The sequence below is a fragment of the Arthrobacter sp. DNA4 genome, from assembly GCF_024362385.1.
Lineage (GTDB): Bacteria > Actinomycetota > Actinomycetes > Actinomycetales > Micrococcaceae > Arthrobacter.
The window spans coordinates 2737459-2749823 of record NZ_CP101466.1 but is presented as its reverse complement, the minus strand read 5'-3'; the positions used below and the strand labels follow the sequence as shown (position 1 = coordinate 2749823).

Below are 12365 nucleotides of genomic sequence, written 5' to 3'. Positions count from 1 at the left end.
AAAGGAACGGGCAGTGGAAAAGACGCCTGGCATGGAAACGGAACGGCTGGCACGGGCCGCCCTCTCACGGCTGATGGAACCGCAGGATGCGGCGGGCCTTGCCCTGGTGCAGCTCGCAGGGGCGACGGACGCACTGCGGATCGCGGTACCGGGTGGCGGCCCCCTGGCCTGGAGGGCGACATCACCGCACTCCTGGCAGACAGCGGAGCGGGCGGCAGCTGGGCGGGACTGGCAGCAGCGTTGAAGCGTTGGCAGCCACGGCTCCCCGACCTCGCCCCCGAACGCGACCTGGCCACCATGGCCAGGCTGGGCGGACGCGTCATCATCCCCGGCGACGAGCTGTGGCCTGCCCAGCTTGCGGACTTGGGAATCCAGGAACCCATCTGCCTCTGGTGGCGCGGACAGGAGCAGCCGCTGCCTGCACTGGTGAAGTCCATCGCCCTCGTGGGGTCCCGGGACAGCACCAGCTATGGGGCGGCGGTCACCGGAGACCTCGCGTACTCCTTGGCGCAACGCGGCTACACGATTGTTTCGGGCGGCGCCTACGGAATTGACGCCCATGCGCACCGGGCTGCCCTTGCCGGCGGATCCGCAGCCGTGCCTACCATCGCCGTCATGGCCGGGGGAGTGGACAGGTTCTATCCGTCCGGCAATGAGGACCTGCTGCGTGCCGTCGCCAACCAGGGCGCAGTCCTGGCAGAGGTACCGCCGGGTTCCGCCCCGACCCGCTACCGCTTCCTGCAGCGCAACCGGCTGATAGCTGCCCTGTCGGCGGTGACAGTCGTGGTGGAAGCGCGATGGCGCTCGGGCGCCCTCAACACGGCACACCACGCTGAGACCCTGGGCCGTGCCGTCGGCGCCGTTCCCGGATCGGTCCACAGCGCCAACTCCGCTTACTGCCACCGTCTACTGCGGGACGGAGGGGCGGTCTGCGTCACCGATGCGGCGGAGGTTGCCGAACTTGCCTCGCCCAGCGGAACTGCACTGCCCGGGCAACGGACCACGGAAGCGGCAGTCCAGGACGGCCTGACCCTGGAGGACCTGATCCTGCTGGACGCACTGCCGCTTCGCTCCACCACATCCGTAGAAAAGCTCTCCGCCGTGGCCGGCCTGGGACAGGACTCGGTGCGGGCCGGACTTGGCAGGCTGGGGCTGCTCGGGCTGGCCGTGTCGGAACGGGGAGGCTGGAAACGCGGCAAAGGATAGCCGTGTCCGCGCATGGTGTTGGGCACGCAACTGGGAAAGTAGAGGAGTGGAACATGAAGAACTGCCCGGGGCACTCGGCAAGGCACTGGATGCGTTCGCCGGTTACCTGTCGGGGGAGCGTGCGGTGTCAGACCACACCAGGCGCGCCTACCTGGGCGACCTGCACAGCCTCTTGGTCCATGCGGCATCGGAAGGCGTGGCAGAACTGAAGGACCTTGAACTGGGAACCTTCCGCCGGTGGCTCGGAAGCCAAAGCTCCGCCGGCGCCTCGCGGGCAACCATAGCCCGCCGGTCCGCCACCGCGCGGGTCTTTACAGCCTGGGCGCTCCGGGAGGAGCTCATCGACACAGATCCCGCCCTTCGCCTGAAGGCACCCAAACGCGAAGGATCCCTGCCGGGGGTGCTTCAGGCGCCGCAGCTCACGCGCCTGCTGGAGGGTTTGGAGGCCTCCGCCACGGACGGTGAGCCACTCGCCGTCCGAAACCGCGCCTTGGTGGAACTCCTGTACGCCACGGGCATCCGGGTGGGCGAACTGGCCGGGCTCGACGTCGACGATCTCGACCCTGACCGCCGCACGCTGCGCGTGATCGGCAAGGGCAACAAGGAACGCACAGTTCCCTTCGGCGTTCCCGCGGCCGTGGCCGTCGACGACTGGCTTCGGCGGGGGCGTCCGGCACTGGCGAAGGACAACAGCGGGCCTGCCCTTTTTCTTGGAGCCCGCGGCGGGCGCATCGATCAACGGCAGGTCCGTGCCCTGGTCAACACGCTGTTCGCGGCACTGGGCGATACCTCGGCGTCCGGGCCCCACGCGCTGCGGCACTCGGCCGCCACGCATCTGCTTGACGGGGGCGCTGACCTGCGTGCGGTGCAGGAGATCCTGGGCCACAGCAGCCTGGCGACCACCCAGATCTACACCCACGTCTCGGTTGACCGCCTTCGGAAGAGCTATCAACAAGCCCATCCCAGGGCCTGACCGGTGTGGCTAATCGCACTGGCGTAATTCTGCGGGGTACGGCACAATAAGAGTCACGTCCGGCAACTTTCAAGTGTCGCTTGAAGCTCCCTGAGCTTTGTGCGGTGCGGCAAGTCCGGACTCAGCTTTACGTGATACATCTGAATACGCGCAGGGAACCACCGCCGCACAGCAGGGCACGGCAGTTCCATCCAGGCAGAGGTCGTTGGGGAAGACGTACCTAGAGCTATGGAGGATGGAATGTCTGTTGCAATGACCCGCGGTGTGCTGTTCGTTCACTCGGCCCCTACGGCGCTGTGCCCCCACGTTGAGTGGGCGGTCGGCGCTGTGGTGGACAAGCGGACGGACCTTGAGTGGACCCCGCAGCCTGCCGCGCCCGGCATGTTCCGGGCCGAGTTGTCCTGGGCCGGTACCCCCGGCACGGGAGCCAAACTGGCGTCCTGCCTCCGTGGCTGGGCGCATCTTCGTTACGAGGTGACGGAGGAGCCCAGCCAGGGCGTGGACGGCGGCCGCTGGTCGCACACCCCCGAACTGGGAATTTTCCATGCCGTGACGGACGTCCACGGCAACATCATGGTGTCCGAGGACCGGATCCGTTACGCCTACGAGTCCGGCGCCGGTGACCCGGCCGCCGTGTACCACGAACTCTCGCTCGCCCTCGGGGAAGCCTGGGACGAGGAACTCGAACCGTTCCGCCACGCTGCCGAAGGCGCCCCGGTGCGCTGGCTCCACCAGGTGGGCTGACCGCCGTCGTCCGTCCCCTCGGTGACCTGGGTACTGCAACACTTCCATAGCAAAAAGGGAGGCCCCGCCAGCTGGCGGGGCCTCCCTTGCGCTTCCGGGGGCGCTTCCCCGGCAAGGCCTAGACGCTGCGGATCGCTACGACGGCGTTGTGGCCGCCGAACCCAAACGAGTTGCTCAGCGCCACGATGTTGCCGGCAGGCAGGTCGCGGGCGGAGGTGACAACGTCGAGCGGGATCTCCGGATCCTGGTTCTCAAGGTTGATGGTGACCGGTGCCTTGCGCTCATGGACGGCCAGCACGGTGAGAACAGCCTCCACCGCGCCGGACGCGCCCAGGAGGTGGCCCATCTGCGACTTGGTGGCCGATACGGCCACGTTGTCCACGTGGTTGCCCAAGGCAGCACGCAGGGCCGTGTACTCCGGCTTGTCGCCAACAGGAGTGGAGGTTGCGTGGGCGTTGACGTGAACCACGTCTTCAGGCTGGATCCGGCCATCAAACATGGCAGCCTTCAGCGCGCGGGTGGCGCCGAGACCCTCCGGGTCCGGGGCCGTGATGTGGTAAGCGTCGGCGGTGACGGACGTGCCGGCAAGTTCGCCGTAGATGCGGGCGCCGCGCGCCAGGGCGTGTTCCTCGGCTTCGAGGACAAGGGCGCCGGCACCTTCGCCCATGACGAAGCCGTCACGTGCGGTGTCGTACGGGCGGGAGGCGCGCTGGGGATCGTCGTTCCGGCGGGACAGTGCCTGCATGGAGGCGAATGCCGCCAGCGGCATGGGGTGGATGGCGGCCTCGGCCCCACCGCACATCACCACGTCCGCCTTGCCGGAGCGGATGAGTTCCAGGCCCAGGTGCATGGCTTCCGTACCGGAGGCGCAGGCGGAGACGGGGGTGTGGGCACCGGCGCGGGCGCCGAGGTCCAGGCTGACGGCTGCGGCAACGCCGTTGGGCATCAGCATGGGGACCGTCATGGGCAGGACCCGGCGGGGGCCCTTTTCCTTCAGGGTGTCCCAGGCGTCCAGCAGGGTCCACACGCCACCAATACCAGTGGCAAAGGCCACTGCCAGCCGGTCCTGGTCGAATTCCGTGATGCCGGAATCGGCCCAGGCTTCCCGGGCAGCGATAACGCCGAACTGGGTGGAGGGGTCCATCCTCTTGGCTTCAACGCGGCTGAGCACGTCCAGCGCCGGGGTGCTGCAGCGGGCAGCGAAGTGGACGGGGAGCTCGTACTTGGCTACCCAGTCGTCCTCGAGGGTGCGGGCACCGGAGACCCCTTTAAGGGCGTTGTTCCACATCGTGGGTACATCGCCGCCGATGGGCGTGGTGGCACCCAGACCGGTAATGACTACTTTGCGTGTCATGGGATCACTCTTTCGTCGGTGGGGAGTCCGTCTGCGCCTGTCGCAGGGTCCCGCACATGTTGATGATCGGCCAGTCCCGGTCGGGGTTCTGCCCGGATAAATGCGGCGGGCTGCCGGTCCGGTCAGTCCGGACCGGCAGCCCTGCCAAGCCGTGAGACGGCGGAAGCCTGTTATTAGGCCTGTGCTCCGGCGATGAAGCTGACGGCGTCGCCAACGGTCTTGAGGTTCTTGACCTCTTCGTCGGGGATGCGCACGCCAAACTTCTCTTCAGCGTTGACCACGATGGTCATCATGGAGATGGAGTCGATGTCCAGGTCCTCGGTGAAGGACTTGTCCAGCTCGACGGCCTCCGGGGCCAGGCCGGTTTCTTCGTTGACGATTTCAGCCAAACCGGCCAGGATCTCTTCGTTGCTAGCCATTGGTGGCTCCTTTTCTTGTATTGTCGGCAGGGGCTGCCGGAAACGGTCCGGGCCGCGGTTGCGACCCTTGGGCGTATCTAGGGAAGGACAACTACCTGTGCGCCGAAGACCAGTCCGGCACCGAAACCGATCTGCAGGGCCAGCCCGCCGCTCAGTCCGGGGTTCTCCTGCAGGAGCCGGTGGGTTGCGAGCGGGATGGAGGCAGCGGACGTGTTGTCGGCCTCGGCAATGTCCCGTGCCACTGTAACCGTCTCGGGCAGCTTCAGCTTCTTCACCATCTCGTCGATGATGCGCATGTTGGCCTGGTGGGGGATGAAGGCCACCAGGTCTTCCGCCTGGATCCCGGCGGCATCGAGTGCCTGCTGGGCCACCTTGGCCATCTCCCATACGGCCCAGCGGAACACTGTCTGGCCGTCCTGGCGAAGGGTGGGGTACAGCTCCTGGGCTTCTTCCAGCAGTGCGAGATCGCCCGTGGAGTCCGACTGGCGGGCAGCCAGGCCGAGGTCGCGGACGTCAAGCATGGAGCGGGTCATGCCGATGGCGTCCCACCTGCTGCCGTCCGAGCCCCATACGGACGGGGCAATGCCCGGCGTGTCGGAGGGGCCTATGATGACGGCGCCCGCGCCATCGCCGAGGAGGAAGGAGATGGTGCGTTCCCGGTTGTCGATGACGTCGGACAGCTTCTCCGCGCCGACCACGAGGACGTACTTCGCGGTGCCGGACCGGACCAGCGCGTCGGCCTGGGCAATGCCGTAGCAGTAACCCGCGCATGCAGCGGAGATATCGAACGCAGGCGCCGGAGTGGCTCCGATGCGGTCGGCCAGGCTGGCCGCGGCGGAGGGAGTGGCGTACGGGTGGGTCACGGTGGACACGATGACTGCACCGAGTTCCGAGGCTTCAATGCCTGCCTTCGCCATGGCTTCACGGGCAGCGCCTTCGGCCATATCGATCACGCTGACGTCCGCTGCGGCGCGGTGGCGGGTCACGATGCCGGTGCGCTGGCGGATCCATTCGTCGGAGGAGTCGATCCACTGGCAAACGTCTTCGTTGGTGACGATGACGTCCGGCCGGTAGGCGCCGAGGCCGAGGATGCGGGTGTGCTCCTGGATGGGAGCCTGTTTCAGCGTGGGAACGCTCATGCGTTGCCCTCCAGTTCTGCGAAGAGCGCCAGTGCGGCGGACAGGTCATCGGGGGTTTTGACGGCAACGGTCTTGACGCCGGGCATGCCGCGCTTGGCCAGGCCCGCCAGCGTGCCCGCAGGAGCGAGTTCGATCACGCCGGTAACGCCCCGCTTCACCATGGTTTCCATGCACAGGTCCCAGCGGACGGGGCGGGAAACCTGGGCGATCAGGCTTGCGACGGCGGCACCACCGTCGGTGACTTCGCCGCCGTCGTAATTCGACAGGAGGGGCACCTTGGGGGCAACCGGGTTCAAAGTGGGTTCCAGCGCCTTGAGCGCATCGACGGCGGGCGACATGTGGCTGGTGTGGAACGCACCGGCCACCTTGAGCGGGATGACGCGGGCCTTGGCCGGCGGGTTGTCGGCAAGGGCCTTCAGCTGCTCAAAGGTTCCTGCCGCCACTGTCTGGTAAGCACCGTTGACGTTTGCGGGGGCAGCGCCGGCGGCTTCAATGGCGGCCAGCACCTCGGCGGGGTCACCGCCGACGACGGCGCTCATGCCGGTGGGGGTGACGGCTGCCGCGGCGGCCATGCTGTTGGCCCGCTCACGGACGAACGTCATGGCTTCCTTTTCGGTCAGCACCCCGGCCAGGGCTGCTGCGGTGATCTCACCTACGGAATGCCCGGCGAGGATCACCGGAAGGGAGTTGAGTTCCACGTCGAAGAGGGAGGCCGCGGCGACCAGCCCGGCAGCAACGATCAGGGGCTGCGCCACGGCAGTGTCCTTGATGGTTTCCTCATCGGAGGTGGTTCCGTGGGCTATCAGGTCGATGCCTGCGATGTCGCTCAGGGAGGCCAGCTGGCCTGCCACCGAGGGAAGTTCCAGCCAGGGGGCAAGAAAACCCGGGGTCTGTGAGCCCTGTCCAGGGCAGACTATTGCAAGCACGTAACCAGCTTTCCAAATTACTGTGTGATCCAGCGGTGTTTCTCCGCACCAAGCTCACGGGGTCAGGTTGTAGGAAGTCTACAATGCCTCAGGCCTGGTTACGGGACGTCTGGCGCTCCGTGGCGGCCTTCGGCGGCGCCGAAAGACGGCCGACCACCAGTGCGGCCTGCAGCACGAATGCCTCCCGCGGGAGCAGCGGGTCCCATCCCGTGACATCGCAGACCCGCTTCAACCGGTAGCGCACCGTGTTGGCATGGACGAAGAGTTCCCGGGCGGTGGCCTCCAGCGAGTGGCCCAGCTCCAAGTAGGTTCCCAGTGTCTCCACCAGCCCGTTGGAGGCGGCCAGGAGCGGCCGGTAGATGTTCTTAACGAGTGAGCGCCGGGCCGCGTCATCTCCGGAGATCACCCGCTCCGGGAGCAGGTCGTCCGCGGCCACCGGACGCGGCGCAGACGGCCACGCCCGGGCTGCCGTCAATCCGGCGAAGGCGGATTGGGCGGATCCGCTGGCCTCCAGCAGCGAACTGGCCTCGGGTCCATAGACCACGGGCCCGGGGGCGAACATGTCGCTCAGCTTCACATAGGCGGTTTCGCGGTCCTGCACCCCGCCGAGGATGAGGATCAGCCGGTCGCCCTGGATGCCCACCAGCGCGTCCTCGGCATAACGCCCGGCCATCCGACGCAGTTCACTGACATAGCTGGCGCTGGGTTCAGACGGGGAATTGCCCACCATGACCGTGAAGCGCTCCTGCGCCTTCCAGCCCAGCGCGGCGATACGGGAGCGCAGGGCATCGGTGTTTTCGCCGCGCAGGATCGCATCCACAATCAAAGCTTCCAGGCGGGTGTCCCAGGAGCCGCGGGACTCGGCGGCGCGGGCGTAGACGTCCGCGGCAGCGAATGCGACTTCCCGCGAATAGCGCAGCACAGCCTCCCGCAGGGATGGCTGGTCGGCCTCGGGCGCAATGACGGGAACCTGGTCCTCCACCACTTCCACCACGATCCTGATCAGCTGCAGCGCCTTTTGCAGGCTGATGGAACGCGTCAGTTCCGTAGGGGCCGTCCCAAAAACGTCGGTGAGGATCCATGAGGGAGAGCTTGGCCGCTCGTACCAGGTGACAAACGCCGCGATTCCGTTCTGCGCCACCATGCCGAGTGCGGAACGCTCATCAGCGCTGAGCCGGCTGTACCACGGCAGCGACTGCTCAAGCTTGCGCATGGTGGTCGTGGAGAGCTGGCCCACGTTGGCGCGGAGCTGCTTGAGGGTCTCGGACTTCTCCGGCGTGACCTTCGGCGGGGATGGTTTCCGCTTCGGGGACTGGCTGGCTGATGCTGGCATTCTTTGAGCATACGGCCACCGCCGGGCAAGCTCCATTTGTGCGAAGGCTACAACCCGCCTTGCGCTGCGTCACAGCGTCCGTCACCTGCCGGCGGGCGCCGCCCGGGACAGAACGACGGCGGCCCTCACCGTGTGGGGTGAGGGCCGCCGTCGTGTATCGCTGCTGGTTCCGCTGTCCAGCCGGAAGGCTAGGCTTCGCCTCCGGCGTTGCCGGTGGTGCCGGCGTTGACGTTGAGCAGCTTGTACTTCTCAATCGCCTTCACCGGAGCGTCAACGTCCACCTCGCCGCGGCGCGCCAGCATTTCAAGGGCACGGACCACGATGGAGTGGGTGTCGTTCTTGAAGAAGCGGCGGGCTGCTGCGCGGGTGTCGGAGAAGCCGAAGCCGTCGGCGCCGAGGGTGGCGTATTCGTTGGGGACGAATTGCCGGATCTGGTCCGGGACGGCTTTCATGTAGTCCGAGACGGCGACGATGGGGCCGGTGGCGCCTTCGAGTTGCTGGGTGACGAATGGGACGCGGGCGGGCTGGCCGGGGTTGAGGAAGGCTTCCTCTTCGGCGGCGAGGCCGTCGCGGCGCAGTTCGTTCCAGGAGGTCACGGACCAGACGTCGGCGGAGACGTTCCAGTCATCGGCCAGCACGCGCTGGGCCTCGATGGCCCAGGGCACGGAGACGCCGGAGGCGAGGATCTGGGTGCGGGGACCGTCGATCTTGGCCGGGGCGAGCAGGTAGATGCCCTTGATGACGCCTTCGACGTCGAGGTTCTCCGGTTCTGCGGGCTGGATGATGGGTTCGTTGTAGACGGTGAGGTAGTACATGACGTTCTTGTCCGTCGAATCCGCGCCGTACATCCGTTCCAGGCCGGAGCGGACGATGTGTCCGATTTCGTAGCCGTAGGCGGGGTCGTAGGTGAGGACGGCGGGGTTGGTGGAGGCGAGCAGGGGGGAGTGTCCGTCGGCGTGCTGGAGGCCTTCGCCGGTGAGGGTGGTCCGTCCTGCGGTGGCGCCGATGATGAAGCCGCGGGTCATCTGGTCGCCGGCGGCCCAGAAGGCGTCGCCGGTGCGCTGGAAGCCGAACATGGAGTAGAACACGTAGACCGGGACCAGGGGTACGCCGTGGGTGGCGTAGGAGGTTCCGGCGGCGGTGAAGGCTGCCACGGCGCCGGCTTCGTTGATGCCGGGGTGGATCAGTTGCCCGGCGGGGGATTCCTTGTAGGCCAGGACCAGGTCCCGGTCCACCGACAGATAGTTCTGCCCCTTGGGGTTGTAGATCTTGGCGGTGGGGAAGAACGCGTCCATGCCGAAGGTGCGGGCTTCGTCCGGGATGATCGGGGCGATGTGCTTGCCGAAGTTCTTATCCCGCATCAGGTCCTTCAGGAGCCTGACGAACGCCATGGTGGTTGCGGCCATCTGCTTGCCTGAACCGCGCTTGGCCACTTCGTAGGATTTGTCCTCCGGCAGCACGATCTCGGCGTGGGTGTCGCGGCGCTCCGGGACGGATCCGCCCAGGGCGGCCCGGCGCTCCATCATGTACTTGATTTCCGGGGCATCGTTACCGGGGTGGTAGTACGGCGGCCGGTAGGAGTCCTTCTCCAGCTGCTCGTCGGTGACCGGGATCCGCAGGTGGTCGCGGAACTTCTTCAGGTCATCGAGGGTGAGCTTCTTCATCTGGTGGGTCGCGTTGCGGCCCTCGAAGTGCGGTCCCAGGCCGTAGCCCTTGACGGTGTGGGCGAGGATGACGGTGGGTTTGCCCTTGAATTCGGTGGCGGCCTTGTATGCGGCGTAGACCTTGCGGTAGTCGTGGCCGCCGCGTTTGAGGTTCCAGATCTGGTCATCGGTGAGGTCCGCGACGAGGTCCTTGGTCTGCGGGGTTTTGCCGAAGAAGTGTTCGCGGACGAACCCGCCGGACTCGGCCTTGTAGGTCTGGTAGTCCCCGTCGACGGTTTCGTTCATGATCTTCACCAGGGACCCGTCGGTGTCGCGGGTGAGCAGGTCATCCCACTCCCGGCCCCAGACGACCTTGATCACGTTCCAGCCCGCGCCGCGGAAGAACGCTTCGAGTTCCTGCATGATCTTGCCGTTGCCGCGCACCGGGCCGTCCAGGCGCTGGAGGTTGCAGTTAATCACGAAGTTCAGGTTGTCCAGGTTCTCGTTCGCTGCCAGCTGCAGCAGGCCCCGGGACTCGGGCTCGTCCATTTCACCGTCGCCCAGGAACGCCCAGACCTGCTGGTCCGAGGTGTCCTTCAGGCCCCGGTTGTGCAGGTAGCGGTTGTTCTGGGCCTGGTAGATCGCGTTCATCGGCCCGATGCCCATGGACACCGTGGGGAATTCCCAGAAGTGCGGCATCAGGCGCGGGTGCGGGTAGGAGGACAGGGCGTGGCCCTCGCGGGACTTTTCCTGCCGGAATCCGTCCAGGTCTTCCTCGGACAGGCGTCCTTCCATGAATGCCCGGGCGTACATGCCGGGGAGGCGTGGCCCTGGAAGAAGACCTGGTCCCCGCCGCCGGGGTGGTCCTTGCCGCGGAAGAAGTGGTTGAAGCCGACCTCGTACAGGGTCGCGGCCCCGGCGTAGGTGGAGATGTGCCCGCCGACCCCGATATCGGGCCGCTGCGCCCGGTGCACCATGACCGCGGCGTTCCACCGCATGTACGCCCGGTACCGGCGCTCGAACTCCTCGTTGCCCGGGAACGCAGCTTCCTGGTCCACCGGGATCGTGTTCACGTAATCGGTGGTGGTCACCATCGGCACCCCCACGCTCTGCGCGCCGGCGCGCTGCAGCAGGCTCCGCATGATGTATTGGGCACGCTCGGTGCCCTGTTCCCTGATCAACGCGTCCAGGGACTCAACCCACTCGGCAGTCTCTTCCGGATCACGATCAGGCAGCTGGTTAGTCAACCCGCTGAGGATATGGGAGGTATCTTCTCCTGCAGCCACGTCCAACCTCTCTTTGCGCGCATGAATCGGCGCACTCAGGCCAGGCAGGGTGACTGCCCGGCGTATATACGCCGTGTGCGACGTATCGGTTACAACAGCCCGGTCATGTGTGCCGGGCAGCTTCCTAGCGCTCCTATGTCTGCACGGAGTCACAAGGTCGTCGTCCGCAGGCATAGTTGTCATCAGCCACTCTAGCCTTCACGGCAACACGATGCGTAGCTGCGGTCCGGGTGCTCCAGTTGTATTTCGTTCGTCATACTGGTTGTGTGACGAAAAGCCCCTGTCCCGGGGGCGCTGTGGCCCGATGTGACGCAGAATATGCGCAGTCCAGGGGGCGGCAGCTTGAAGCGCAGGCACAAAGGGTGTTGGCTTGGGAGTAATGGAAATCACTATGCACACCGCATATATGAGGTATTGGAGGAACACGTGAGCGAGGCCGACGCCGCCACTTCGGTAAATGTGGCGGAAAAATTGGGTTTCAAAAATGGGGATCTGATTCAGGAGTTCGGTTACGACGACGATGTCGATTTCGACTTGCGTGACGATATTGAGGACCTCACCGGGTCCGAAATGCTTGACGAGGACGACCACGAGGTCGCGGACGCCGTCATCCTCTGGTGGCGCGACGGCGACGGGGACCTGGTGGACAGCCTGATGGATTCGCTCACCACCCTGAGCGAAAACGGCGTTGTCTGGGTGCTCACCCCCAAGTCAGGCCGCGACGGCTACGTTTCGCCGGCGGAAATCCAGGAGGCCGCTCCCACGGTAAGCCTGCATGTCACCACTTCAGCTGGCGTCTCAAAGGACTGGAGCGCCGTCCGCCTGGTCAGCAGGAAGAACAAGTGACGGCAGCGGTTGAGGCCGCTTCTCCGGCTGTTCCTTCGCTGGGCGCTGCAGCTCCCGATTTTGAGCTGGCCAACCAATACGGCGAGCCGGTGAACCTGTCCTCGTTCCGGGGGCAAAACGTGGCACTGGTCTTTTACCCCTTTGCATTCTCGGGTATCTGTACCGGTGAACTTTGCGAAATCCGGGACAACCTGGGGATGTTCGAGGATTCGAATGCGGTTGTCCTGGCCGTGTCCGTGGACAGCAAGTTCAGCCTCCGGGCCTACGCGGCGCAGGAGGGCTACACCTTCGACCTTCTGGCCGATTTTTGGCCCCACGGCGCCGTGGCGAATGCCTACGGCGTGTTCGACGCCGGCAGCGGCATGGCGAAGCGGGCCACCTTCATCATCGATGGTGAGGGCAGGATCCGCTACAGCGTGGTGAACCCCCGCGGCCAGGCCCGCGACTTCAGCGAATACCGCGCCGCGCTGGCGGATCTGAAGCAGGCCTGAGGAAG

At 66.1% G+C, this 12365-nt stretch carries 9 protein-coding genes and 2 pseudogenes; 5 read left to right on the top strand and 6 right to left on the bottom strand.

Annotated elements, in window-relative coordinates; genetic code table 11:
• Positions 1-31: 31 nt before the first annotated feature.
• From dprA to NMQ03_RS12650, 3 genes and pseudogenes are all read left to right on the top strand, one after another.
• Positions 32-1206 (top strand): annotated as a pseudogene (dprA, locus tag NMQ03_RS12660) (DNA-processing protein DprA).
• Positions 1207-1252: 46 nt separating this feature from the next.
• Positions 1253-2179 (top strand): tyrosine recombinase XerC, encoded by a 927-nt coding sequence (locus NMQ03_RS12655; RefSeq protein WP_255172493.1) that lies wholly within the window; start codon positions 1253-1255, stop codon positions 2177-2179.
• 240 nt (positions 2180-2419) lie between these two features.
• Positions 2420-2923: a DUF3145 domain-containing protein gene (locus NMQ03_RS12650; protein ID WP_255172492.1), complete on the top strand. Its 504-nt coding sequence runs from the start codon at positions 2420-2422 to the stop codon at positions 2921-2923.
• A gap of 118 nt (positions 2924-3041) precedes the next feature.
• Here the strand turns inward: NMQ03_RS12650 and fabF are convergent, their stop codons facing one another.
• From fabF to aceE, 6 genes and pseudogenes are all read right to left on the bottom strand, one after another.
• Positions 3042-4277, bottom strand: coding sequence for a beta-ketoacyl-ACP synthase II (fabF, locus tag NMQ03_RS12645; protein WP_255172491.1), 1236 nt, complete (start codon positions 4275-4277; stop codon positions 3042-3044).
• 173 nt (positions 4278-4450) lie between these two features.
• Entirely contained in the window at positions 4451-4696 is a 246-nt protein-coding gene (locus NMQ03_RS12640) for an acyl carrier protein (RefSeq protein ID WP_009359314.1), read from the bottom strand.
• 77 nt (positions 4697-4773) lie between these two features.
• The gene (locus tag NMQ03_RS12635) at positions 4774-5835 is read right to left on the bottom strand and encodes a beta-ketoacyl-ACP synthase III (protein WP_255172490.1); all 1062 of its coding nucleotides are present in this window, start codon (positions 5833-5835) and stop codon (positions 4774-4776) included.
• Complete coding sequence (locus tag NMQ03_RS12630; RefSeq protein ID WP_255172489.1) at positions 5832-6761, bottom strand: ACP S-malonyltransferase; 930 nt, start codon at positions 6759-6761, stop codon at positions 5832-5834. The genes NMQ03_RS12635 and NMQ03_RS12630 overlap by 4 nt, the downstream gene beginning before the upstream one ends.
• Before the next feature lie 88 nt (positions 6762-6849).
• Positions 6850-8094, bottom strand: coding sequence for a CdaR family transcriptional regulator (locus NMQ03_RS12625; RefSeq protein ID WP_255172488.1), 1245 nt, complete (start codon positions 8092-8094; stop codon positions 6850-6852).
• 188 nt (positions 8095-8282) lie between these two features.
• Positions 8283-11023: pseudogene (gene aceE, locus NMQ03_RS12620) on the bottom strand (pyruvate dehydrogenase (acetyl-transferring), homodimeric type).
• A 426-nt stretch (positions 11024-11449) separates the two neighbouring features.
• Between aceE and NMQ03_RS12615 the strand changes: the two are divergent.
• Both NMQ03_RS12615 and NMQ03_RS12610 read left to right on the top strand, forming a co-directional pair.
• Positions 11450-11869: a DUF3052 domain-containing protein gene (locus NMQ03_RS12615; RefSeq protein ID WP_255172487.1), complete on the top strand. Its 420-nt coding sequence runs from the start codon at positions 11450-11452 to the stop codon at positions 11867-11869.
• The gene (locus tag NMQ03_RS12610) at positions 11866-12360 is read left to right on the top strand and encodes a peroxiredoxin (RefSeq protein WP_255172486.1); all 495 of its coding nucleotides are present in this window, start codon (positions 11866-11868) and stop codon (positions 12358-12360) included. The genes NMQ03_RS12615 and NMQ03_RS12610 overlap by 4 nt, the downstream gene beginning before the upstream one ends.
• Positions 12361-12365 lie beyond the last annotated feature (5 nt).

Coding starts and splice junctions, on each gene's coding strand:
- NMQ03_RS12650 (WP_255172492.1), top strand. CDS start 2,420: ATGTCTGTTGCAATGACCCGCGGTGTGCTGTTCGTTCACTCGGCCCCT.
- fabF (WP_255172491.1), bottom strand. CDS start 4,277: ATGACACGCAAAGTAGTCATTACCGGTCTGGGTGCCACCACGCCCATC.
- NMQ03_RS12640 (WP_009359314.1), bottom strand. CDS start 4,696: ATGGCTAGCAACGAAGAGATCCTGGCCGGTTTGGCTGAAATCGTCAAC.
- NMQ03_RS12635 (WP_255172490.1), bottom strand. CDS start 5,835: ATGAGCGTTCCCACGCTGAAACAGGCTCCCATCCAGGAGCACACCCGC.
- NMQ03_RS12625 (WP_255172488.1), bottom strand. CDS start 8,094: ATGCCAGCATCAGCCAGCCAGTCCCCGAAGCGGAAACCATCCCCGCCG.